Origin of the sequence: Streptomyces sp. Ag109_G2-15 (assembly GCF_900215565.1) — a bacterium.
Lineage (GTDB): Bacteria > Actinomycetota > Actinomycetes > Streptomycetales > Streptomycetaceae > Streptomyces > Streptomyces diastatochromogenes.
The window spans coordinates 5,286,355-5,309,069 of the sequence record NZ_OCNI01000001.1 but is presented as its reverse complement, the minus strand read 5'-3'; the positions used below and the strand labels follow the sequence as shown (position 1 = coordinate 5,309,069).

Sequence of the window (22,715 nt, the reverse complement as noted above, 5' to 3'; positions counted from 1 at the left end):
GGAAAGGGGTGTTCAGCGTGATGTCATTCGCGTACGGCGATCCCGTCCAGCACCATCGACAGGTACTGGCGGGCGATCTCCTCGGGGCTGTGTTGTCCGCCGGGCCGGTACCAGGACGCGGCGACCCACACCGTGTCCCGGACGAACCGGTAGGTGAGCCGGACGTCCAGGTCGGCGCGGAAGACCCGCTCGGCGACCCCGCGTTCCAGCGCGGACAGCCATGCCTTCTCGAACCGGCGCTGCGAGTCGGCGAGGAAGGCGAAGCGGTCCTGCGCCACGAGCTGCTTGCTCTCCTTCTGGTAGATCGCGACGGCGGCGCGGTGCCGGTCGATCTCCCGGAAGGACTCGGTGACCAGGGCCTCCAGGGTCTCGCGGGGCCCGAGCCCGGAGGCCAGGACGGTGTCGTAGCCGTCCCACAGCTCGTCCAGGAAGGTCCGCAGGATCTCCTCCAGCATCGACTCCTTGGAGTCGAAGTGGTAGTAGAGGCTGCCCGCGAGCATCCCGGCGTGGTCGGCGATGGTGCGGACGGTGGTGGCGTTGTAGCCCTGCTCGGCGAAGACCTCGGCGGCGGTGCCGAGGAGTTCGTGACGGCGCGCCTGGGCGGCCGCGGCTGTGGGCTTCTTCGGAGCGGTCACCTGGGGCTTCTTCTTGGTCGGCACGAACCCATTGTGGTCTGCCGTTCGTCAGGGATGCTGGCTGCTGACGGCGATGACCTCGCCGGTCAGGTACGAGGAGTAGCCGGAGGCCAGGAACACGATCACGTTGGCCACCTCCCAGGGCTCGGCGTACCGCCCGAAGGCCTCCCGCTCGGTGAGTTCCCGGAGCAGTTCGGGCGAGGTGACCTTCACCAGATGCGGATGCATGGCGAGGCTGGGCGCCACCGCGTTGACCCGCACCCCGTAGGCGGCCGCCTCGATCGCCGCGCACCGGGTCAGCGCCATCACGCCGGCCTTGGCGGCGGCGTAGTGGGCCTGCCCGGCCTGGGCGCGCCAGCCGACCACGGAGGCGTTGTTGACGATCACCCCGCCGCCGGTGTCCCGCATGGCGCGCAGGGCGGCGCGGGTGCAGCGGAAGGTGCCGTTCAGGGTGACGTCGAGGACCCGGGACCACTGCTCGTCGGTCATGTCGACGAGGTCCGAAGTCCCGCCGAGACCCGCGTTGTTGACCACGATGTCGAGCTTTCCGTGCTCCCGTACGGCCGCCTCGAACAGGGCCCGCACCTGGGTCTCGTCGGTGACGTCGCAGGGCACCGCGGCCACCGCGCCGGGGAACTCCCGGCCCAGCCCGGCCTCGTGCTCCTTCAGGCGGCGCGTGTGTGCGTCGCTGATCAGCACCCGGGCGCCCTCCTCCAGGAAGCGGCGCGCGGTCGCCCCGCCGATCCCCGCGCCGGCCGCCGCGGTGATGACGGCGGTGCGCCCCTTCAGCAGCCCGTGCCCTGGCTCGTAGGCCGGACTCTCGACGCCTGTCATAGGGCCACGCTAACCTACCAAACACTTGTTAGGGAAGGACGGTGACGGCGACCGTGGACCTGACCCACGCTCCGGCCGACGAGGAGTTCCGCGCCGAGGCCCGCGCCTGGCTGGCGGCACATGTGCCCCGCACCCCGCTCCCCTCCCTGGAGACCGCGGAGGGTTTCGCGGCGCACCGCGCCTGGGAGGCCGAACTGGCCGCGGACCGCTGGTCGGTGGTGTCCTGGCCCGAGGAGTACGGCGGGCGGGGCGTCGGGCTGCTGCGCTGGCTGGTCTTCGAGGAGGAGTACTGGGCGGCGGGCGCGCCCGGCCGGGTCGGCCAGAACGGCATCAGCCTGCTCGCGCCGACCCTCTTCGACCACGGCACGGAGGAGCAACGCGCGCGTGTGCTGCCGCCGATGGCCTCCGCCGAGGTGGTCTGGGCGCAGGCCTGGTCCGAGCCGGAGGCGGGCTCCGACCTGGCCTCGCTCACCTCCAGGGCGGTGCGGACGGACGGCGGCTGGCTGCTGAGCGGCCTGAAGACCTGGTCCTCGCGGGCGGCCTTCGCCGACCGGGCCTTCGGCCTGTTCCGCAGCGACCCCGGGACCCCTAAGCCGCACCAGGGGCTCACGTACCTGATGTTCGACCTGCGGGCACCGGGCGTCACCGTCCGCCCGATCGGCCGTCTGGACGGGAAGCCGGCCTTCGCGGAGCTGTTCCTGGACGAGGTGTTCGTGCCGGACGAGGACGTGATCGGCGAGCCCGGCCAGGGCTGGCGGATCGCGATGTCCACGACGGGCAACGAACGCGGCCTCACCCTGCGCTCCCCCGGCCGCTTCCTCGCCTCCGCCGCCCGGCTGCTGGAGCTGTGGCAGGCGCGGGGCCGCCCCGGGCACGCGCGCGCCCGTGTGGCCGACGCCCTGATCGGCGCCCGCGCCTACCAGCTGTTCACCTACGCGGCCGCCGGCCGCTTCCTGGAGGGCGCCGCACTCGGCCCGGAGTCCAGCATGAACAAGGTGTTCTGGTCCGAGTACGACCTGGCACTGCACGAGACGGCGCTCGATCTGCTGGGCGAGGAGGGCGAGTCGGCGGACACGGAGTGGGCGGAGGGGTACGTGTTCTCCCTGGCCGGGCCGATCTACGCGGGGACCAACGAGATCCAGCGCGACATCGTCGCCGAGCGCCTGCTCGGCCTGCCGAAGGGACGCCGCTGATGCGCTTCCTCCTCGACACCGAGCAGCGTGCCTTCGCCGACTCGCTGCACGCGATGCTGACGGCGACGGACACCCCGGCGGTGGTCCGGGACTGGAGTCGCGGCGACCATGCGGGCGGCCGCGCGCTGTGGCGTCGTGTCGCCGAGGCAGGGGTGTTCGGTCTCGTCGTGCCGGAGGAGTACGGGGGGCTGGGGCCGCACCCGGTGGAACTGGCCGTCGCCTTCGTGGAGTTGGGCAGGCACGCGGTGCCCGGTCCACTGGTGGAGACGGTCGCGGCGGCCGTACTGCTCGGCGAGGGCGGGCCGGCCAAACGGTTCCTGCCCGGGCTCGCGGCGGGCGAGATCATCGCGACCGTGGCGACGCCCACCGGGTACGCCCTCGACGGCGACGCGGCCACCCTCCACCTCACCCCGACCCCCGAGGGACTGCACCTGTCCCCGGGGCCCGGCCCGGTCCGCCCCTCTCTCGACCCCGCCCGCCGTCTGACCCCGCTGGCCCCCGGCGGCGAACTCCTGACCCCCGACCCGCCGAGCGCCCACGCCCTGACCTGGGCGCGCCTGGCCACCGCCGCCCAGGCCCTCGGCGTCGGACTCGCCCTGCTCGACCGGACGGTCGCCCACGTGAGACAGCGCACGCAGTTCGGTGTCCCCATCGGCTCGTTCCAGGCCGTCAAACACCGCCTCGCCGACGCGAAGATCGCCCTGGAGTTCGCCCGCCCCCTGCTCTTCGGAGCGGCCCTGTCCCTGCGCCCCGCGGACGTGGCCGCCGCCAAGCTGAAGGCCTGCGAGGCGGCCTACGCCACCGCTCGCACGGCACTCCAGCTGCACGGCGCGATCGGGTACACGGCGGAGTACGACCTGTCCCTGTGGCTGACCAAGGCCCGCGCCCTGCGCACCGCGTGGGGCACGCCCGAGGAGTGCGGGGACGCCGTGCTCGAAGCCGCCTGCTGAACGGTCGGGACCGGCCGGCGCATGACTCAGACGGACCGCACGATGCCCGCGGCGCGTGCGGCCGTGAGCCACTGGGGGAACTCGCCGACGAGACGGTCGTACAGCTCGGCGTCGGATACCCGGCGTGGGTCCTGGCCCACGTGGAAGAAGCCGGCGTTGTCCAGGGGCCGCTTGCCGGGGACGGCCAGCTCGTCCAGTTTGCGCAGGAACTCGAACTGGCGGCTGCCCGGGTCGCCGAAGCCGACGAACTGCCAGAACAGCGGCAGCCTGGCCGCCTTGCACAGGTAGCGTTCCGCGGCGAGCTTGTTGATCGGGCCGCCGTCGGTCTGGAAGACGACCAGCGCGGGGTCGGTGGCGCCGCTGTCCAGGTAGTGGTCGATGACGGCGTCCATCGCCAGGTGGTAGCTGGTCTTGCCCATGTGCCCGAGCCCGGCCGCGATCCGCTCGATGCGGCCCTCGTGGCCGGCGAGGGCGATGTCGGTGACCGCGTCGATGTCCGTGGAGAAGAACACCACCGGCACCCGTCCGTCGTCGTCCAGGTGCGCGGACAGGCTCAGCACCCGGTCGGCGAGCGCCTGCACGCTGCCGTCCTTGTAGTACGGCTTCATGGAACCCGAGTAGTCGACCACGAGGTAGACGGCGGCCCGCAGCCCGTCCAGGCCGTGCTTGCGCAGGCAGACGCCGGCCGAGCGGTACGGCCCGACGAGCGCGGGTGCGGTCTCCTCCACCTTGCGCAGACTGATCGCGGCCACGGTTCCCCCCTTGGCTGTGCGGGAGGCCGAGCCTAAGGGATCGGGAGCCCCGGCTGTCTCTCCCGTCACATCGGTTCGCTATTTTGTTCGCCGCCGTCCCCACCGGCTCACCCTGTCCCGAACTTTCCTCAGAGGAGCCGGCCGTGACCGCCGAGTCCGCCGTGACCACCTGCTTTCGTCACCCCAAGGTCGAGTCCCACGTCCGCTGCACGCGCTGCGACCGCTACATCTGCCCGTCCTGCATGCGGGAGGCTGCCGTCGGTCACCAGTGCGTGGAGTGTGTGCAGGAGGGCGCACGCTCGGTCCGGCAGGCGCGCACCGCGTTCGGTGGCCGGATCAGCGCGGTGCCGCTGGTGACGTACGTGCTGATCGGGCTCAACGTGCTCGCGTACCTCGCCGAGTTGGCGCGGCCGTCGGTCGAGGACCGGTTCGACATGCTGGGCACCGTGCCGGCGGGCTACTACCCGGAGGGCGTCGCCCACGGTGAGTGGTACCGGCTGCTGACCGGAGCGTTCCTGCACCTGACGCCCGCCGAGGGCACGTTCGGCATCGCGCACATCCTGATGAACATGCTGGCGCTGTGGAACGTCGGCCGGGTGGTCGAGGCCCAGCTGGGCCGGGTCCGCTATCTCGCCCTGTACCTGCTGTCGGCGCTCGGCGGCTCGGTCCTGGTGCTGCTGATCGCCCCCGAGACCCCCACGGTCGGCGCGTCCGGGGCCATCTTCGGGCTGGGCGCCGCGTACTACGTCATGGGCCGTCGGCTCGGCTACGACATGCGCGCGGTCAACCAGTACATGGGCGGCCTGCTGCTGTGGCTGGTGCTCTCCGCGTGGGTGACCTCCTGGCAGGGCCACCTCGGCGGCCTGCTGGCGGGCGGGGTGGTGACGCTGGCGTACGCGTACGCGCCCCGGGACGGTCGCCGCGTGCTGATCCAGGCGGGCGCCTGCGTCGCCCTGCTGGCGTTGCTACTGGTCCTCGCCTGGGTCAAGGTCGCGGATCTCACGGGCGGCGTGGCCGCATGAGGCGAGCGGGAATCCTGCTGCTCGCCGCCGTGCCCGTGGTCGTGGCGGCGGCGGTGTTCGCCGCCGGCCCCGACCGGTCCGGCTCTTCGGAGGGCAAGGACACTCCGGCTTCCCAGGACGCGTCGGTCGTCACCGACGCCCCGCCGGGCCTGGCCGCGCCCGCCAAGAAGGAGCTGGCGCAGCGGATCGTGGCCAGCGCCGAGAACTCCACGCTGGACTGGCGCAGCGCCTACGGCTACATCGAGGACATCGGTGACGGGCAGGGCTACACCGCCGGCGTCATCGGCTTCTGCACCGGCACCCACGACCTGCTCACCCTGGTCGAGCGCTACACCAGGGCCCACCCGGACAACGGCCTCGCGAAGTTCCTGCCGGCCCTCCGCGAGGTCGACGGCTCGGACTCCCACGAGGGCCTGGACCCGGGCTTCACCGCGGCCTGGAAGGCGGAGGCGAAGCTCCCGGCCTTCCGCAAGGCCCAGGACGAGGAGCGCGACCGCGTCTACTTCGACCCCGCCGTCCGCCGCGCCAAGCTCGACGGCCTGGGCACACTGGGCCAGTTCATCTACTACGACGCGATGGTCTACCACGGCCCCGGAACCGGCCCCGACAGCTTCCACGGCCTGCGCGCACGGGCCCTGAAGGAGGCCGACACCCCCGCCGAGGGCGGCAGCGAGAAGAACTACCTGGACATCTTCCTCGACGTCCGCCGCCGGGCCATGAAGACGAAACGACCGGGCATCGACACCTCCCGCGTCGACACGGCCCAGCGGCGGTTCCTCTACGACGGCAACCTCGACCTGGACACTCCACTGGAGTGGCGGGTGTACGGGGAGCCGTACCGGATTCCCTAGGGAGTCAGGGACGTCAGCCGGCCCACTTCCGGCGCAGCACCTCCTCGGCGGGTTTGCCGCGGGGGGTGTACGCCAGGCGTGCCGGTGTCTCTCCGCTGTCCGGCCAGTCGTCCCACATCCACCAGCAGACGCCGGCCCACCACTTCCGGCCCTCGAAGGAGTCGAGGAGTGCCCCGTAGGCGGCGGCCTGTTCGGCGTTCGCCGGGTGGGTGCTGACGGTCCAGGAGTACGGGGCGGTGGTGGTGCCGCGCTGGCTGACGTAACCGGCCTCGGTGAACAGGATCCGGCGGTGCTGGCGTGCCGAGTACGCGGCGAGCTTCTGCCGGATCGGGGCCCAGGCGCGGTTCAGCAGGGCGGGGTCGGTGGTGGCTTTCTCGGCGAGCGGCCAGTAGGCGTCGATGCCGATGAGGTCGAGGTCCTTCCAGAAGTGGATGTGCTGGTACTCGTCGTAGTTGGCGGCGTAGGTCAGCGGTCCGTCGTAGTGGTCGCGGACCGCCTTGATCACCTTCGTCCAGGCGGTGGTGTCGCCGGAGACCCCGGCGAGTTCGGTGCCGACCGCGAGCTGTTCGGCTCCGGTGTCGGCGGCGAGGTCCGCGTAGTGGGTGATGAAGCGGCGGTAGGCGGCGAACCAGGCGGCCCGGTCGCGGGGGCGGATCTCGGCGCGGTCGACATCGCCGGGCAGGTCCACGTGCGGCTTGATCATCACCTTGAGGCCGGCCGCGTGGGCGCGCTGCACGATCCCGCGCAGGCTCGCGTCGCTCGCGGTCTCCTCCGTGGTGTGCGGGGCGGAGTCGGTGACCCGCTTCTGGTACCAGGTCGGGGTGAAGGTGACCCAGCGTGCCCCGGTGGCCTTGATGTCGCGCAGATAGCGGGGCGCGGCCGGGCTGTCGTAGTCGGTGCGGTACCACGAGGGCAGGGTGATGCCGCGCATGGTGGTGGTCCCGGTCTCCGGGCGGGAGGCGTGCGTGCCGCCGTGGGCGGGGCCCTTGCCCGCGCCGGTGGACACGCACCCGGTGACGACGGCGAGGACCGCCGCCATGACGGCGACGGTCCTCTTCCTCGGGGCGGGCGCCGTCACAGCGCCGCCGGGCTGACGAAGGTGTAGCCGAGTGCCTTGATGCCGTCGATCGTGTCCTTCAACGGCTGCACCGGGTAGTAGGGGTGGTAGAAGAAGCTCGCCACTCCGTCCCGTACGGCCAGGTTCGCCTTCGCCGACGCGATGAGGTCGGCGGGCAGGCGGGCCGGGTGGTTGTTGTACGCCTCCGGCTCGTAGTTGCCGATGTTCTCGGGCAGCACCTTGGTGCCGTAGACGTCCTTCACCACGTACGGGAAGAACTGCCCGATGAACCGGTTCGGGTCGGCCGAGGCCCCGCTCAGCGTCCCGGCGAAGTAGAGCGAACGCTCCAGGCGCGCCGAGAAGTTGGCGCCGAAGACCTTGTAGTCGGCCGCGGAGCCCGCGTAGTGCGGGGTGGTCCACAGCGTCGGCCTGGGCAGGCCCGCCAGGGCGAACTGGGTGAGCGCGCTGGTGACCCGGGTCTGCGCCCAGAGGGCGGAGTCCTCGGCGACCGGGCCGTCGTGGACGACGTTGTTCGCGGCGTCGATGTGGGCCCGATAGAACTCGAAGTCGTCGCCGGTCACCCCGTTGTAGGGGTTGTTGACGTTGCTGTACTGGTGCGTGTAGCCGTGGTCCATCAGGACCGCGCCCCTGGCCAGCATGTACTTCAGCGCGCTGACCACCTGCGGGCGCTGGGCGAGCGTGATCGTCTGTGGGACGCCGTTGTTGTAGGTGCCCTTGGGGTCCGTGTAGACGGGGATCACGTTGATGCCGTACGGGATGTTCTGCGCGTACAGGTAGTCGGCCATCGCCCGCAGTTCGGTGGGATCCGAGTCGGGGCTGATGTCCTCCAGGCGCACCATCGCCCGGTGGCGCTCGGCGGTGGCCGGGGCGAGGGCGTCGAAGAGCAGGTCCTCGAAGGCGATGACGCGGTCGGTCTCGGAGACGTAGGAGAACGGGATCTCACTGATGTAGGTGAGGTTGGCCGAGCGCACCGCCCAGCCGAAGGTGTGCCCGTTCGAGCTGTCCAGGCCCTCCGCGAGCCGGGTGACGGCCGCGTACCCGGGCCCCGTCAGGACGTGGGGGCGCAGCACGCCGCCGTCCTGCCCGGCCGGAATGGTGCGGGTCAGGGTCTGGCCGCGGTACGTCACCTGCGTGACGTTGCCGATCGAACCGCCGTCCTCGTAGTACGACGTCGTCGGGTCCCAGCCGTACTTCTGCGTGAACTGGGCTACGCCCACCGCGCCCGCCATGTTCCAGATGTTGGCGCCCATCCAGATCACCGGCTTGGCGCTCGCCGACGCGTCGGCGTAGAAGGCGGCCGGGACGGCGTCCGGGGTGGCGCCGCCGTAGTACGTCGAGCCGATGTAGATCACGGTCGAGTACGAGTCGATCATTCCGGCGGTGTACTGCTGGACCGGCTTGGCCGTCACCGTGCCGAAGTGGCCGGCGAGGTTGGCCGTGGCCATCGCGTACAGCTCGCCCAGCTGCCCGTAGGGGCCCGCCGTGTCGTAGAGGACGAGTGCGGCCGGGGTGGCGTCGGCGGCCGCGTCGGCCGGGGCGAGCAGGGCCTTCTGCCGGGTCGCGGCGGTCGTGGTGCGGACCGGGTGGGCGGCCACCGACGCGCGGGTGGTCGGGGTGGTCCTCGGGAGCGGCCGGGTGCGCCGTGCCCGGTCGGCCTTGAGCTGGGTTTTCGCCCAGCCCTTGAGGTCGACCCGGTTCAGCCCGGACCCGGTGCCGGTGGCCTCGCCCCTGTGCTGCCGCCCCCCGGCGGCCTGGGCGTTGGTGGCCATGAATGTGCCGCTCAGCAGAGCGGCGACCAGTAGTAGAACGACGGAAATTCTGCTGTGTGCCCTCTTCCGGGGCGGGATCCCTCGTCTCACGATCTTCCCCCCACTTTGCCAAATGATTGACAAAGCATTTGGCGTCAGGAAGGCACCGATTCTTCTGGTCGGCGTGATGACTGTCAAATGTCCTTCTTGCTATCGGAAGGTCTGCTAAGTTCACCACCGCGCGTTGGGGACGCGCACCGAATATGGGGGGACAATGTACGGACGACCCGCCCTGGGGGCACTTCTGCCCATGGCAGGCGCGATGGCCGCACCGGAAGCGATACCCGGCCTGCCTTTGGCCAAAGCACTACAGGCGATAGCCGGGGCCGGATTTCTGTTCTATTGCCTGACGGCGTGCCTGATACTGCTGACCCGGATACGTCTGCGACGCCAGGGCCAGCGGATACGGGCGCATGCCGGAGGCAGCCGTGATCATTGAGCTGCTGTTGTGGTCGAGCATCACTCTGATTGTGATGGCCGGCTGCTACAACACCAGTCTTTTCCTTCTCTCTCGACGCAGAATTCGCCGCTCTCGAACAGATCGGCGAGAACGTTTCTACGTATTTCTGCTGGCGTGTCTGAACGAGGAGAAAGTTCTCGCGGAAAGCCTGGCGCGCATCACTTCGCTGCCCGCCGGTAATTTCATGGCGCTGGTCATAGACGACGGCTCCGACGATCGCACCAGCGAAATCGCACGGGCCGCCGACCCGAACCTGGTCCGGCTGCACCGGCGCACTCCACCGAACGCACGCCGGGGCAAGGGCGCCGCACTCAACGACGGCGTGCGGCACCTCAGAGAGTCCGGCCTGCTCGCCGGACACGACCCGGCGGACGTCGTGCTGTGCGTGGTCGACGCGGACGGGCGGCTCGACCCGCACGTCGTGCAGTCCGTCGACCCGTACTTCGACGACCCGGGTACGGGCGCGGTCCAGGTCTGCGTCCGTATGTACAACCGGGACGAGGGGCTGCTCGCCCGCATGCAGGACATGGAGTTCGTCGTCTACGGCGACGTGTTCCAGAGCGCGCGGCGCTTCATCGGCAGCGTGGGCATGGGCGGCAACGGGCAGTTCATGCGGCTGTCGGCGCTCAACACCCTGAACGCCGTGGATGGTGCCGGCCCGTGGAGCGACAGCCTCACCGAGGACCTGGACCTCGGGGTGCGGCTGATCGCCAAGGGCTGGACCAACATGCACTGCACCACCGCCGCGGTCTCCCAGCAGGCCGTGCTCAGCCTCCGGCGCCTGGTCCGGCAGCGATCCCGCTGGTTCCAGGGCCATCTGCAGTCCGCCGGTCTCGTCCCGCTCATCCTCAGGGACGTGCCGACCCGGCCGGCGCTGGACATGCTCTACCACCTGTCGAGCCCGGTCCTGATCCTGCTCACCTCGCTGCTGCCGGTCTCCTTCCTGGTCGCCCTGGGTGCCACCGTCGTGGCCTCGCTCCAAGTGGGACACCCGCTCGTGTCGCCCATGTGGCTGCTCGGGCCGTACGCGCTCTCGTTCACGGCCGCCTACACCTACGGCTTCGTGTACTTCAAGCGTGAGCGGCAGCTGGGCCTGGTGCGCTGTGTGCTCCTCGCCCATGTCTTCGTCTTCTACGGCTACATCTGGTTCTTCGCCGGCTGGTGGGGGTTCTGGCGGATGCTCACCGGCAAACAGACCTGGCTGAAGACCGCGCGCACCTGAGGACCTTCGTCCCGCTCTCGCGGCTGAACGGCCGCGCATCTCTCATCTCTCATCTCTCCGCACCGCTCACGCGGTCCTGCGACGACCGCGCACGCCCTAGGGGGGCTTCCATGTCCACACCTCCGTCCACCCTGCCCGTACGCGCCATGCTCGTGCTGGGCACCCGGCCGGAAGCGATCAAACTGGCGCCGGTGGCACGGGCCATGGCCGACAGCGAGCAGTTCGAGCCGATCGTCGTCACCACCGGCCAGCACCGCGAGATGCTCCACCAGATGCTCGGCCTGCTCTGCGTCGACGTACGGATCGCGCTCGACGTGATGCGCAGCCGGCAGCAGCTGTCCGAGCTGACCGCCCGCCTGGTCGGCGAACTCGGCGAGGTCATGCGGGAGCAGCGGCCCGACCTGGTCGTGGTGCAGGGGGACACCACGACCGCGCTGGCCGGCGCCCTGGCCGCCTTCTACGAGAAGATCCCGGTCGCCCACGTCGAGGCGGGGCTGCGCACCGGAGTCATCGACAACCCGTTCCCGGAGGAGCTGAACCGCAGCCTCATCGGACGCATCGCCCGCTGGCACTTCGCCCCGACCCCGCGCGCGGCACGACAGCTCACCGACGAGGGCGTCCCGGCGGAGCAGGTGTTCACCACCGGCAACACCGTCATCGACAACCTGCTGTGGGTGCTGGCCGAGGGCACCGGCACCTCCGCGTTCCGCACCGGCGCCCGGCGGGTCCTGGTGACCCTGCACCGCCGGGAGAACCAGGGCGAGCGGATGCGCGGCATGGGCCGTGCGCTCACCCGGCTCGCCGGGCGCGGGGACGTGGAGATCGTGCTGCCGCTGCACAAGAGCCCCGCCGTACGGGAGGCGCTGCTGCCCGAACTCGACGGCCACGCCGGCATCTCGCTCGTCGAACCGCTCGACTACCTGGACTTCGCGGCCACGCTGGCCGCGTGCGACCTGGTGCTCACCGACTCCGGCGGCATCCAGGAGGAGGCCCCGAGCCTGAGCAAGCCCACGCTGGTGCTGCGCACGACCACCGAACGCCCGGAGGCGGTCGAGGCGGGCGCGGCCCGGCTGATCGGCACGGACCCGGACGCCATCGTGACCTGGGCCGAGCGGCTGCTGGACGATCCGGTGGAGTACCGGCGGATGGCGGCCGCGGGCAACCCGTTCGGGGACGGCCTGGCCGCCGGCCGCGTACTGGCCCAACTGGCCGAGGACTTCGCCGCAGAAGTACCCGTCGGCCTCACCGCTTCCGGGCCATACTCGACCGCATGACCCAGACGCCCCTGCGCATCGTTCGCCGGATCCCGCCGATCCCGCGGGGGCGCGGGGGCCGTCTGCTCACCACCCTGGCACTGGCGCTCACGCTGACCGCGCTCCTGGCGGTGGTCCTGGTCCAGTGCCAGGGCGACGCACCGCCGCCCAAGCCCTGGATCGACGGCACGATCCACGGCCGCTGGCTCTCGGTGTTCAACGGCCACGGCACCAACCTGGGCGACGACGACTCCCTGTCGCTCTCCCCCAGGGCCGCGGAAGGCCCCGGCACCACACACGCGGGCCTGGTGGTGAGCACCGCCTCGTACACGGACGTGCGGTACGGGGCACGGATGCGGACGGTGCGGCAGCTGCGCGATCCCGACCCGAACCCGTGGGAGGTCCCGTGGCTGGTCTGGGCGTACACCGATCCGGAGCACTTCTACTACATCACCCTCAAGCCCAACGGCTGGGAGCTGGGGAAGCGGGATCCGGCCTATCCGGGGGGCCAGCGCTTCCTGGCGACCGGGCGGACGGTCTACCCGGTGGGCGCCTGGTACACGGTCCGGGTGGAGCAGAACGGTGCGGGCCTCACCGTCGCGGTGGGCGGAAAGCACCTGGTGACCTTCACCGACACCGAACGGCCGTACACCACGGGCAGGGTGGGGGCGTACACCGAGGACGCGACCGTGAAGTTCGAGGGGCTGAAGGCGAGTTCCCGCTGAAGGGGGCGGCGCTTCGCGCCGAAAAGGCGGCGACGCCTGCCCACGTCCGGTCGGGGACTGTGGGGCAGGCGCCGCCAGTGTTCCGTACGCCTTTGTACGGGACGTTCTTGTGATGAACCGTCAGACCATCAGCGAGCGGTCCGTCGGGCGGATCGGGGCCGGCAGGTCGCTGGCTCCGGTCAGGTGGCGGTCGACACCGCGGGCGGCCGAGCGGCCCTCCGCGATCGCCCACACGATGAGGGACTGGCCGCGGCCGGCGTCACCGGCGACGAACACACCCGGCACGTTGGTCTGGAAGTCGGCGTCGCGGGCGATGTTACCCCGCTCGTCGAGGGCCAGGCCGAACTGCTCCACCACGCCGTTCTCCCGGTCGGTGCCGGTGAAGCCCATGGCGAGGGTGACCAGCTGGGCCGGGATCTTGCGCTCGGTGCCCGGCTTCGGGGTCAGCTTGCCGTCGACGAACTCGACCTCGGACAGGTGCAGCCACTGCACGTTGCCGTCCTCGTCGCCCTCGAAGTGGGTGGTCGAGACGGAGTAGACCCGCTCGCCGCCCTCCTCGTGCGCCGAGGTGACCTTGTAGAGCATCGGGAAGGTCGGCCAGGGCTGGCTGGTCGGGTGCCGCTCCTCGTTCGGGCGGGGCATGATCTCCAGCTGGGTGACGGAGGCCGCGCCCTGGCGGTGGGCGGTGCCCACGCAGTCGGCGCCGGTGTCGCCACCGCCGATGACGACGACGTGCTTGCCCTCGGCCGAGATCGGCGCGGTGACGTAGTCGCCCTCCTGCACCTTGTTGGCCAGCGGCAGGAACTCCATCGCCTGGTAGATGCCCTTGAGCTCGCGGCCCGGCACCGGCAGGTCACGGGCGGTCGTGGCGCCGGCGGCGATCACGATCGCGTCGTACCGCTTCTTGAGGTCCGTCGCCTTCAGATCGCGGCCGATCTCGATACCGGTGCGGAAGCGGGTGCCCTCCGCGCGCATCTGCTCGATACGGCGGTTGATGTGCCGCTTCTCCATCTTGAACTCGGGGATGCCGTACCGGAGGAGGCCTCCGATGCGGTCCGCGCGCTCGTAGACGGCGACCGTGTGGCCGGCCCGGGTCAGCTGCTGGGCGGCGGCGAGACCCGCCGGGCCCGAGCCGATGACCGCGACCGTCTTGCCGGACAGGCGCTCGGGGATCTGCGGGGCGACGTCCCCGGTCTCCCACGCCTTGTCGATGATCGAGACCTCGACGTTCTTGATGGTGACCGGCTGCTGGTTGATGCCGAGCACACACGCCGACTCACAGGGGGCCGGGCAGAGGCGACCGGTGAACTCCGGGAAGTTGTTGGTCGCGTGCAGGCGCTCGGAGGCGGCCGCCCAGTCCTCGCGGTAGGCGTAGTCGTTCCACTCGGGGATCAGGTTCCCCAGCGGACAGCCGTTGTGGCAGAACGGGATGCCGCAGTCCATGCACCGGCTGGCCTGCTTGCTGATGATCGGCAGCAGGGAGCCGGGGACGTAGACCTCGTTCCAGTCCTTGACGCGCTCGGCGACGGGGCGGGTCTTGGCGACCTCACGGCCGTGGTTCAGGAAGCCCTTCGGGTCAGCCATTGATCGCCGCCTCCATCATCTTCTCGGTGATCTCGGTCTCGGTGAGACCGGCTCGCTCGGCGGCGTCCTTGGCGGCGAGCACTGCCTTGTACGTGCTGGGGATGATCTTGCTGAACCGCTCCGCGGCCGCGTCCCAGTCGGCCAGCAGCTTCTCGGCGACCGTCGAGCCGGACTCTTCGGCGTGGCGGCGCACCACGCCGTGCAGCCACTGCTTGTCCGTGTCGTCCAGCGCCTCGACGGCGTCGACGTTGCCGACGTTGACGTTGTCGCGGTCGAGGTCGATGACGTACGCGACACCGCCGGACATGCCCGCCGCGAAGTTGCGGCCGGTCGGGCCGAGGACGACCGCGTGACCGCCGGTCATGTACTCGCAGCCGTGGTCGCCCACGCCCTCGGAGACGACCAGCGCGCCGGAGTTGCGGACGCAGAACCGCTCACCGGTACGGCCGCGCAGGAACAGCTCGCCGCCGGTGGCGCCGTAGGCGATGGTGTTGCCCGCGATGGTCGAGTACTCGGCGAGGTGGTCGGCCGCGCGGTCCGGGCGGACGACGACGCGGCCGCCGGAGAGGCCCTTGCCGACGTAGTCGTTGGCGTCGCCCTCCAGGCGCAGCGTGACGCCGCGCGGAAGGAACGCGCCGAAGGACTGGCCGGCGGAGCCGGTGAAGGTGATGTCGATGGTGTCGTCGGGCAGGCCCGCGCCGCCGAACTTCTTCGTCACCTCGTGGCCGAGCATGGTGCCGACCGTGCGGTTGATGTTGCGGATGGCGACCTGGGCGCGCACCGGCTGGGCCTCGGTGGCGTCCGAGGCGGCGAGCGCGTCCGCGGCCAGCTTGATCAGCTCGTTGTCCAGGGCCTTCTCCAGGCCGTGGTCCTGCTCGACGATCTGGTGGCGCACCGCGCCCTCGGGCAGCGACGGAACGTGGAACAGCGGCTCCAGGTCCAGGCCCTGCGCCTTCCAGTGGTCGACGGCACGGGTGACGTCGAGCGCCTCGGCGTGGCCGACGGCCTCCTCGATGGAGCGGAAGCCCAGCTCGGCGAGGATCTCGCGGACCTCCTCGGCGATGAACTGGAAGAAGTTCACCACGTACTCGGCCTTGCCGGAGAAACGGTCGCGCAGCGTCGGGTTCTGGGTGGCGATGCCGACCGGGCAGGTGTCCAGGTGGCAGACGCGCATCATGATGCAGCCGGAGACGACGAGCGGAGCAGTCGCGAAACCGAACTCCTCGGCGCCCAGCAGCGCGGCGATGACCACGTCACGACCGGTCTTCAGCTGGCCGTCCGTCTGGACCACGATCCGGTCGCGCAGGCCGTTGAGCAGCAGCGTCTGCTGCGTCTCGGCCAGGCCCAGCTCCCAGGGACCGCCCGCGTGCTTGAGCGAGGTCAGCGGGGAGGCACCCGTACCGCCGTCGTGACCCGAGATGAGGACGACGTCCGCGTGCGCCTTGGACACACCGGCCGCGACCGTGCCGACGCCGACCTCCGACACCAGCTTCACGTGGATACGTGCCGCCGGGTTGGCGTTCTTGAGGTCGTGGATCAGCTGGGCCAGGTCCTCGATGGAGTAGATGTCGTGGTGCGGCGGCGGGGAGATGAGGCCCACGCCCGGCGTCGAGTGACGCGTCTTCGCGACCCACGGGTAGACCTTGTGGCCGGGCAGCTGGCCGCCCTCGCCGGGCTTGGCGCCCTGGGCCATCTTGATCTGGATGTCGTCCGCGTTGACCAGGTACTCGGAGGTCACACCGAAGCGGCCGGAGGCGACCTGCTTGATGCTGGACCGGCGCGCCGGGTCGTACAGGCGCTCCGGGTCCTCGCCGCCCTCACCGGTGTTGGACTTGCCGCCCAGCTGGTTCATGGCGATGGCGAGGGTCTCGTGCGCCTCCTTGGAGATGGAGCCGTACGACATCGCGCCGGTCGAGAACCGCTTGACGATCTCACTGGCCGGCTCGACCTCGTCGATGGAGATCGACGGGCGGTCCGACGTGAAACCGAACAGACCGCGCAGCGTCATCAGGCGCTCGGACTGCTCGTTCACCCGCTCGGTGTACTTCTTGAAGATGTCGTAGCGGCCGGAGCGCGTGGAGTGCTGGAGGCGGAAGACCGTCTCCGGGTCGAACAGGTGCGGCTCGCCCTCGCGGCGCCACTGGTACTCGCCGCCGATCTCCAGCGCGCGGTGCGCCGGGGCGATGCCGGAGGCCGGGTACGCCTTGGCGTGGCGGGCGGCGACCTCCTTGGCGATGACGTCGATGCCGACGCCGCCGATCTTGGTGGCGGTGCCGTTGAAGTACTTCTCGACGAAGGTGTCGTCCAGGCCGACGGCCTCGAAGACCTGGGCGCCGCGGTAGGAGGCGACGGTCGAGATGCCCATCTTGGACATGACCTTCAGGACGCCCTTGCCGAGGGCGTAGATCAGGTTGCGGATGGCCTTCTCGGACTCGATGTCCGACAGGAAGGTGCCCGCGCGGACCAGGTCCTCGACGGACTCCATCGCCAGGTACGGGTTCACGGCCGCGGCGCCGAAGCCGATGAGCAGCGCGACGTGGTGGACCTCGCGGACGTCGCCGGCCTCGACCAGCAGGCCCACGTGGGTGCGCTGCTTGGTGCGGATGAGGTGGTGGTGGACGGCCGCGGTGAGCAGCAGCGACGGGATCGGCGCGTGCTCGGCGTCCGAGTGCCGGTCCGAGAGGACGATCAGCCGGGCGCCGTTCTCGATGGCCGCGTCGGCCTCGGCGCAGATCTCGTCGATGCGCGCGGCGAGGGAGTCACCGCCGCCGGAGACCCGGTACAGGCCGGAGAGGGTCGCGGCCTTGAAGCCGGGCATGTCGCCGTCGGCGTTGATGTGGATGAGCTTGGCCAGCTCGTCGTTGTCGATCACCGGGAAGGGCAGGGTGACCGAACGGCAGGACGCGGCGGTCGGGTCCAGCAGGTTGCCCTCGGGGCCCAGCGAGGAGCGCAGGGAGGTGACCAGCTCTTCGCGGATCGCGTCCAGCGGCGGGTTGGTGACCTGCGCGAACAGCTGGGTGAAGTAGTCGAAGAGCAGCCGGGGGCGCTCGGAGAGGGCGGCGATCGGCGAGTCGGTGCCCATGGAGCCGATCGGCTCGGCGCCGGCCTTGGCCATCGGCGCGAGGATGACGCGCAGCTCCTCCTCGGTGTAGCCGAAGGTCTGCTGGCGGCGGGTGACCGAGGCGTGGGTGTGGACGATGTGCTCGCGCTCGGGCAGGTCGCCCAGCTCGATCTCACCGGCCTCCAGCCACTCGGCGTAGGGAGCCTCGGCGGCGAGCTGCGCCTTGATCTCGTCGTCCTCGATGATCCGGTGCTCGACGGTGTCGACGAGGAACATCTTGCCGGGCTGCAGCCGGCCCTTGCGGACGACCTTGGCAGGGTCGATGTCGAGGACGCCGACCTCGGAGCCGAGGACGACGAGGCCGTCGTCGGTGACCCAGTAGCGGCCGGGGCGCAGACCGTTGCGGTCGAGCACGGCACCGACCTGGGTGCCGTCAGTGAAGGTGACGCAGGCGGGGCCGTCCCAGGGCTCCATCATCGTGGAGTGGAACTGGTAGAACGCGCGCCGGGCCGGCTCCATGGAGTCGTGGTTCTCCCACGCCTCCGGGATCATCATCAGCACGGAGTGCGGGAGCGAGCGGCCGCCGAGGTGGAGCAGCTCGAGCACCTCGTCGAAGGAGGCCGAGTCGGAGGCGTCCGGCGTACACACCGGGAAGACGCGCTCGAGGTCGCCGTTGCCGAACAGGTCGGAGACCAGCTGCGACTCGCGGGCACGCATCCAGTTGCGGTTGCCCTTGACGGTGTTGATCTCACCGTTGTGGGCGACGAAGCGGTAGGGGTGCGCGAGCGGCCACGACGGGAAGGTGTTCGTGGAGAAGCGCGAGTGGACGAGCGCGATGGCCGAGGCGAAGCGGCGGTCGGACAGGTCCGGGAAGAAGGGCTCCAGCTGGCCGGTGGTCAGCATGCCCTTGTAGACGATCGTGCGGGCGGAGAGGGACGGGAAGTAGACACCGACCTCCCGCTCGGCGCGCTTGCGCAGCACGAAGGCCCTGCGGTCCAGCGCGATGCCCTCGCTGGCGCCGTCGGTGACGAAGACCTGCCGGAAGACCGGCATGGTGGACCGGGCGGTGGCGCCCAGCAGTTCCGGCGCGACGGGGACCTCGCGCCAGCCGAGGACGGTCAGGCCCTCGTCGGCCGCGATCGTCTCGATCTTCGAGACGGCGTCCTGGGTCCCGTCCGTCGGCAGGAAGGCGATGCCAACGGCATACGAGCCCGCCGCGGGAAGGTCGAATCCGGCCACCTCACGGAAGAAGGCGTCCGGCACCTGGGAGAGGATGCCCGCGCCGTCGCCGGAGTCCGGCTCGGAGCCGGTGGCGCCGCGGTGCTCGAGGTTGCGCAGAACAGTCAGCGCCTGCTCGACCAGCGCATGGCTCGCCTCACCGGTGAGGGTGGCCACGAATCCGACGCCACAGGCGTCGTGCTCGTTGCGGGGGTCGTACATACCCTGCGCAGCAGGGCGAGCATCCATGAAGGACCAGTTCTGGCCATTCGCGGAATGCTGGGACGGCTGGCGCGGCGTACGCATCGGCTCTCCCGTCGTCGTCATGTGGCATGTGGCAGGTGCCGAGGGACGACGTTGGCCCTCTGCGGAGTGCAAAATTTCGTGCAGGTTACATGATGGAGCGGTTCTCGGGAACCGGATACTCCGTTCCAACATGCGGACGCCGCCCGGGTTTGCGGCGGGTGCCGTTGGGTCACGGCGGCGCCGCACACAAGCGGCGGAAAGTATGGGGGGACCGAGCGGGACAAGATCGATCAGATCGGCGTCCGTCGGCCCGGGGGGGCCGGGGGGAGCGTCTTCGCTCCTCCCGCGAGTGCGCCGCAGGCGTCATTGCCCACAGCGCTTACGGCTCATGCCCGGTGGTTAAGCATTCGAAACCAGCAAGTAACGGCTATTTATGCGGCCCAACGCATAGGTAGCGGTCGAGCTATCCTACGGCCGTTCCGAACAGGCTGCCCAGGGCGTACGTCACACCGGCCGCCGCACCACCCAGCGCGAGCTGCCTGAGGCCGCTGTACCACCAGCTCCGCGCGGTCACCTTGGCCACCACCGCACCGCAGCCGAAGAGCCCGGCGAGCGCGAGGAGAACGGCCGGCCAGAGGGCGGCCGCGCCCAGCAGGAACGGCAGGACGGGCAGCAGCGCGCCGAGCGCGAAGGACCCGAACGACGACACGGCCGCGACCAGCGGCGACGGCAGGTCACCGGGGTCGATGCCCAGCTCCTCGCGGGCGTGTATCTCCAGGGCCTGCTCGGGATCCTCGGACAGCTGCCGGGCGACCTCACGGGCCAGTTCCGGCTCGACTCCGCGGGCCACGTAGAGCGCCGCCAGCTCGTCCTCCTCGTCCTGCGGGTGCTTGTGCAGTTCACGCCGCTCGACGTCGAGTTCGGCCTCGACGAGTTCACGCTGCGAGGCGACGGAGGTGTACTCGCCGGCCGCCATGGAGAAGGCGCCGGCGGCGAGGCCGGCGAGCCCGGTGATGACGATCGTCTGGTGACCGACGGAACCGCCGGCCACACCGGTCATCAGGGCGAGGTTGGAGACCAGGCCGTCCATGGCGCCGAAGACGGCGGGACGCAGCCAACCGCCGTTCACATCCCGGTGCGTGTGGTTGTCACGGTGCGCCTCGTGCAGCGCCGCCTCGGTTTCGATGATGGCCATGGGGTCCCCCAGGAAGCTTAGCCAAAGCTAACTTTGGACGAGTTCTACTTTTCGACAACCCCGAACGTACGCCGATAATTTCATCGCCGCCAGCAAGGAAAGGCTGGGCTAACCTGCGGTTTTACCCCCGAATGCTCATCCGTGATCATGACTGCTCAGATGCCGACCGGGTGACACGGCGGCCGCCGAGGCTCACCCGCACCCCTCCCGTGGGAGACATCCGCAAAGGTCCCGCGAAGGAGAGGCCGCCCATGGCATCGATCGCCTGCACTCCCCCGGCCGCGGCGCCCGGGGACGCCGCCGGACTCCGCGAACGGGCCCGCGGCGCCCTGCTCGGCCTGGCCGTCGGAGACGCGCTCGGAGCACCCGCGGAGAACCTGAAGCCCTCCGAGATCCGCGCCCGCTGGGGCCGTATCACGGGGTACGTCACCGAGACGCCGTCCGGCACGGACGACACCGAGTACGCGATCTTCTCGGGCCTGCTGCTGGCCCGGCACGGCTCGGCCCTCACCCCCGCCCATGTCGAGGCCGCCTGGCACGAGTGGATCGCCGACCGGGCCGAGGGCCCCTTCCGCGGCGCGGGCTTCAGCGAGCGGGGCACGCTGGAGAACCTCCGCCGGGGCCTCGCGGCCCCCATCTCCGCCCAGCACCGGCACGCCTGGAGCGACGGCCTGGCGATGCGGGCGGCACCCTTCGGCGTCTTCGCGGCGGGCCGCCCCGCCGAAGCGGCCCGTCTGGTGGCGATCGACGGCCTGGTCAGCCACGAGGGCGAGGGCATCTACGGCGGCCAGGCGGTCGCGGCGGGAGTGGCGGCGGCGATGGCGGGCGCCTCGCCCGCGGTGGTGATCGCCTCGGCACTCGCCGTCGTCCCCGAGGACTCCTGGACGGCCCGCTCGCTGCGGCGCGCGGTGACCGTGGCCCACCGCGGCGAACGCGCGGTCCGCTCCGCGGTGGTCATCGGCGGTTACCCCTGGACCGACCTGGCCCCCGAGGCGGTCGCCCTCGCCTTCGGCGCGTACGCGGCGGCGGACGGCGACTTCCGGGAGGCGGTCCTCACCGCGGTCAACATGGGCCGCGACGCGGACACGACGGCGGCGGTGGCCGGCGCCCTGTCGGGCGCGACCCAGGGCATCTCGGCGATCCCCCCGGACTGGGCCTCGGCCATCGGCCCGGCCCGCGGCCGCTGCCTGCCCTCCATGGCCGGCCACCACATCCTGGACGTGGCGGAGCTGCTGGTGCCGGGGGAGGGCGGGAAGTGGGGGCGGGGGTGGTACGGCCGGACTTCCTGCCGGAGGACGTACGGGGGCTTGGCCCGACCACTTCGCAGCCGACCGAGCCACCCACACCCCGCCCCGCCACTTCTCACCCGACCGAGCCACCCACACCCCGCCCCGCCACTTCCCAGCCAACCGAGTCGGGTGGTGGGTGGGCAAAGGTACGGGGGTCCAGGGGGCGGAGCCCCCTGGTCGGTGCGGGTAACTCCGGGCACCAGGACAGCGAGCCGGTGTCATGACGCGCCGCATCGAAGGACTCCTGCTGGGCCTGGCCGCAGGCGACGCCGCCGGCTGGCCCGCCGCCCGGCACCGCGCCGCCAGGATGCCCGAGTGGACCCGCCGCCTGACCCGCGAACTGGACACCTTCGCCGAGCAGAACGCCACCACCACCCTCCCCGTACCGATCGCGCTCAACCAGCCCCCGGAACCCCTCCGCCTCGGCCCCTCCGACGACGCCGAGTGGGCCGCGTTCGCCGCGGAAGCGGTCCTGCGGGCCGGCGACGACGACGTACTCGGCGACCTCGGCCGGGAACGCCGGATGCGCGCCGCGATCGACCTCACCTGGACCGCCGTAGCCGCGGAAGTGGCCGCCGCAGCGGACCGCGCCCCCGAGATCGAGTCCGCCGTACTGCCCCTGCGCGCCCGCATCTCCGTCCGCGCCGGCCTCGGCAACCTCGCCGCCGGCCTGCGCCCGCCCGCCACCGGCCACGACAACCCGCACTACTTCGACGACGCCGCCTGCGTCCGCGCCTGCGTCCTCGCGGTGGCCCACCCGGGCGACCCCCAACGCGCCGCCGATCTCGCCGAGTTCGACGCCCGCTACACCCAGGACGGCGACGGCGTGCACGGCGCCCGCGCGATGGCGGCGGCCCTCGCGCTCGCCCTCACCGGTGCGGACCCGGACACCTGCGTGGCGGCCGCGGTCGGCGAACTCCCCGCGGAGACGGAGATCGGCCGCAACACCCGCCACGCCCTCGCCCTGGCCGAGGACAGCGAGTCGGCGTTCGCCCTCGTCCCCCTCCTGGAACACCAGATCGTCGACCACGTCTACAGCTACGGCATCGCCGCCGCCGAGACCGTCCCCGTGGCCCTGGCCCTCGCCACGGCCGCCCGGGGCCGGCTCGCCGAGGCCGTCCCCGCCGCCGCCTGTCTGTCCCGGGTCGCCGACTCCGCCCCCGCTCTCGCGGGCGCGCTCACCGGCGCCCTGGGCGGCGGCGCGGCCCTCCCGGCGAGCTGGCGGGACGCCTGCCGCACGCTGTCCGGCTGCGCCCTGCCCCGCCTCACCGGCACCGACCTGGTGGAACTCGCCGGACTCCTGGAAGCCGCACAACGGGCCCGACCAGGAGGATGATTC

Annotated in this window: 17 protein-coding genes and 1 pseudogene; 9 read left to right on the top strand and 9 right to left on the bottom strand. The window is 71.1% G+C overall.

Annotation, left to right across the window (positions count from 1 at the left end; genetic code table 11):
* Nucleotides 1-23 precede the first annotated feature (23 nt).
* Together CRP49_RS23825 and CRP49_RS23820 are read right to left on the bottom strand one after the other, a co-directional pair.
* Nucleotides 24-659, bottom strand: coding sequence for a TetR/AcrR family transcriptional regulator (locus tag CRP49_RS23825; protein ID WP_097255222.1), 636 nt, complete (start codon nucleotides 657-659; stop codon nucleotides 24-26).
* A gap of 24 nt (nucleotides 660-683) precedes the next feature.
* On the bottom strand, nucleotides 684-1,469 hold the full coding sequence (locus CRP49_RS23820) for an SDR family oxidoreductase (protein ID WP_097255221.1): 786 nt from the start codon (nucleotides 1,467-1,469) through the stop codon (nucleotides 684-686).
* 53 nt (nucleotides 1,470-1,522) lie between these two features.
* On the opposite strand from CRP49_RS23820, the gene CRP49_RS23815 reads away from it, so the two are divergent.
* Nucleotides 1,523-2,662: an acyl-CoA dehydrogenase family protein gene (locus CRP49_RS23815; RefSeq protein WP_097257508.1), complete on the top strand. Its 1,140-nt coding sequence runs from the start codon at nucleotides 1,523-1,525 to the stop codon at nucleotides 2,660-2,662.
* Nucleotides 2,662-3,612 carry an acyl-CoA dehydrogenase family protein gene (locus tag CRP49_RS23810; protein WP_097255220.1) on the top strand — a complete coding sequence of 317 codons (951 nt, stop codon included), beginning with the start codon at nucleotides 2,662-2,664 and terminating at the stop codon, nucleotides 3,610-3,612. The genes CRP49_RS23815 and CRP49_RS23810 overlap by 1 nt, the downstream gene beginning before the upstream one ends.
* A 26-nt stretch (nucleotides 3,613-3,638) precedes the next feature.
* Here CRP49_RS23810 and CRP49_RS23805 read toward each other — a convergent pair whose 3' ends face one another.
* Nucleotides 3,639-4,364 carry a VWA domain-containing protein gene (locus tag CRP49_RS23805; RefSeq protein WP_097255219.1) on the bottom strand — a complete coding sequence of 242 codons (726 nt, stop codon included), beginning with the start codon at nucleotides 4,362-4,364 and terminating at the stop codon, nucleotides 3,639-3,641.
* 143 nt (nucleotides 4,365-4,507) lie between these two features.
* Here CRP49_RS23805 and CRP49_RS23800 point away from each other — a divergent pair, with 143 nt between their 5' ends.
* Together CRP49_RS23800 and CRP49_RS23795 are read left to right on the top strand one after the other, a co-directional pair.
* On the top strand, nucleotides 4,508-5,386 hold the full coding sequence (locus CRP49_RS23800; RefSeq protein WP_097255218.1) for a rhomboid family intramembrane serine protease: 879 nt from the start codon (nucleotides 4,508-4,510) through the stop codon (nucleotides 5,384-5,386).
* Nucleotides 5,383-6,237, top strand: a complete 855-nt coding sequence (locus tag CRP49_RS23795) for a chitosanase (RefSeq protein ID WP_097255217.1) — start codon at nucleotides 5,383-5,385, stop codon at nucleotides 6,235-6,237. Before CRP49_RS23800 ends, CRP49_RS23795 begins: the two co-directional genes overlap by 4 nt.
* A gap of 13 nt (nucleotides 6,238-6,250) precedes the next feature.
* Here CRP49_RS23795 and CRP49_RS23790 read toward each other — a convergent pair whose 3' ends face one another.
* The 3 genes from CRP49_RS23790 to CRP49_RS46945 form a co-directional block, all read right to left on the bottom strand.
* Nucleotides 6,251-7,276, bottom strand: a complete 1,026-nt coding sequence (locus CRP49_RS23790) for a hypothetical protein (protein ID WP_097255216.1) — start codon at nucleotides 7,274-7,276, stop codon at nucleotides 6,251-6,253.
* A 35-nt stretch (nucleotides 7,277-7,311) separates the two neighbouring features.
* Nucleotides 7,312-9,084: a DUF2334 domain-containing protein gene (locus CRP49_RS23785; RefSeq protein WP_097255215.1), complete on the bottom strand. Its 1,773-nt coding sequence runs from the start codon at nucleotides 9,082-9,084 to the stop codon at nucleotides 7,312-7,314.
* 346 nt (nucleotides 9,085-9,430) lie between these two features.
* The gene (locus CRP49_RS46945) at nucleotides 9,431-9,583 is read right to left on the bottom strand and encodes a hypothetical protein (RefSeq protein WP_179851440.1); all 153 of its coding nucleotides are present in this window, start codon (nucleotides 9,581-9,583) and stop codon (nucleotides 9,431-9,433) included.
* Here CRP49_RS46945 and CRP49_RS23780 point away from each other — a divergent pair.
* The 3 genes from CRP49_RS23780 to CRP49_RS23770 all read left to right on the top strand — a co-directional run bounded on the left by CRP49_RS23780 (nucleotide 9,537) and on the right by CRP49_RS23770 (nucleotide 12,783).
* Nucleotides 9,537-10,805, top strand: a complete 1,269-nt coding sequence (locus CRP49_RS23780) for a glycosyltransferase (RefSeq protein ID WP_257033473.1) — start codon at nucleotides 9,537-9,539, stop codon at nucleotides 10,803-10,805. The two genes, CRP49_RS46945 and CRP49_RS23780, sit on opposite strands and share 47 nt — an antisense overlap.
* 110 nt (nucleotides 10,806-10,915) lie before the next feature.
* Complete coding sequence (gene wecB / locus CRP49_RS23775) at nucleotides 10,916-12,079, top strand: non-hydrolyzing UDP-N-acetylglucosamine 2-epimerase (protein ID WP_097255214.1); 1,164 nt, start codon at nucleotides 10,916-10,918, stop codon at nucleotides 12,077-12,079.
* Nucleotides 12,076-12,783 carry a calcium-binding protein gene (locus CRP49_RS23770; RefSeq protein WP_257033472.1) on the top strand — a complete coding sequence of 236 codons (708 nt, stop codon included), beginning with the start codon at nucleotides 12,076-12,078 and terminating at the stop codon, nucleotides 12,781-12,783. The genes wecB and CRP49_RS23770 overlap by 4 nt, the downstream gene beginning before the upstream one ends.
* 120 nt (nucleotides 12,784-12,903) lie before the next feature.
* On the opposite strand, the gene CRP49_RS23765 is transcribed toward CRP49_RS23770, so the two are convergent.
* The 3 genes from CRP49_RS23765 to CRP49_RS23755 form a co-directional block, all read right to left on the bottom strand.
* Nucleotides 12,904-14,367 (bottom strand): glutamate synthase subunit beta, encoded by a 1,464-nt coding sequence (locus CRP49_RS23765; protein ID WP_097255213.1) that lies wholly within the window; start codon nucleotides 14,365-14,367, stop codon nucleotides 12,904-12,906.
* Nucleotides 14,360-18,952: a glutamate synthase large subunit gene (gene gltB, locus CRP49_RS23760; protein WP_179851735.1), complete on the bottom strand. Its 4,593-nt coding sequence runs from the start codon at nucleotides 18,950-18,952 to the stop codon at nucleotides 14,360-14,362. Before gltB ends, CRP49_RS23765 begins: the two co-directional genes overlap by 8 nt.
* A 403-nt stretch (nucleotides 18,953-19,355) precedes the next feature.
* Nucleotides 19,356-20,087 carry a VIT1/CCC1 transporter family protein gene (locus tag CRP49_RS23755; protein ID WP_097255211.1) on the bottom strand — a complete coding sequence of 244 codons (732 nt, stop codon included), beginning with the start codon at nucleotides 20,085-20,087 and terminating at the stop codon, nucleotides 19,356-19,358.
* 131 nt (nucleotides 20,088-20,218) lie between these two features.
* Here CRP49_RS23755 and CRP49_RS23750 point away from each other — a divergent pair.
* Nucleotides 20,219-21,175: pseudogene (locus CRP49_RS23750) on the top strand (ADP-ribosylglycohydrolase family protein); the annotation flags it as partial.
* A 421-nt stretch (nucleotides 21,176-21,596) separates the two neighbouring features.
* A complete protein-coding gene (locus tag CRP49_RS23745) occupies nucleotides 21,597-22,712 on the top strand; it encodes an ADP-ribosylglycohydrolase family protein (RefSeq protein ID WP_097255210.1) in 1,116 nt (371 codons plus the stop codon).
* Nucleotides 22,713-22,715: the final 3 nt, after the last annotated feature.

Excerpts from the sequence above, each read along its gene's own strand:
- CRP49_RS23780 (WP_257033473.1), top strand. The coding sequence starts at position 9,537 with ATGCCGGAGGCAGCCGTGATCATTGAGCTGCTGTTGTGGTCGAGCATC.
- CRP49_RS23795 (WP_097255217.1), top strand. The coding sequence starts at position 5,383 with ATGAGGCGAGCGGGAATCCTGCTGCTCGCCGCCGTGCCCGTGGTCGTG.
- CRP49_RS23810 (WP_097255220.1), top strand. The coding sequence starts at position 2,662 with ATGCGCTTCCTCCTCGACACCGAGCAGCGTGCCTTCGCCGACTCGCTG.
- CRP49_RS23755 (WP_097255211.1), bottom strand. The coding sequence starts at position 20,087 with ATGGCCATCATCGAAACCGAGGCGGCGCTGCACGAGGCGCACCGTGAC.
- gltB (WP_179851735.1), bottom strand. The coding sequence starts at position 18,952 with ATGCGTACGCCGCGCCAGCCGTCCCAGCATTCCGCGAATGGCCAGAAC.
- CRP49_RS23770 (WP_257033472.1), top strand. The coding sequence starts at position 12,076 with ATGACCCAGACGCCCCTGCGCATCGTTCGCCGGATCCCGCCGATCCCG.
- CRP49_RS23820 (WP_097255221.1), bottom strand. The coding sequence starts at position 1,469 with ATGACAGGCGTCGAGAGTCCGGCCTACGAGCCAGGGCACGGGCTGCTG.
- CRP49_RS46945 (WP_179851440.1), bottom strand. The coding sequence starts at position 9,583 with ATGCTCGACCACAACAGCAGCTCAATGATCACGGCTGCCTCCGGCATG.
- CRP49_RS23745 (WP_097255210.1), top strand. The coding sequence starts at position 21,597 with ATGACGCGCCGCATCGAAGGACTCCTGCTGGGCCTGGCCGCAGGCGAC.
- CRP49_RS23765 (WP_097255213.1), bottom strand. The coding sequence starts at position 14,367 with ATGGCTGACCCGAAGGGCTTCCTGAACCACGGCCGTGAGGTCGCCAAG.
- CRP49_RS23790 (WP_097255216.1), bottom strand. The coding sequence starts at position 7,276 with ATGGCGGCGGTCCTCGCCGTCGTCACCGGGTGCGTGTCCACCGGCGCG.
- wecB (WP_097255214.1), top strand. The coding sequence starts at position 10,916 with ATGTCCACACCTCCGTCCACCCTGCCCGTACGCGCCATGCTCGTGCTG.
- CRP49_RS23785 (WP_097255215.1), bottom strand. The coding sequence starts at position 9,084 with ATGGCCACCAACGCCCAGGCCGCCGGGGGGCGGCAGCACAGGGGCGAG.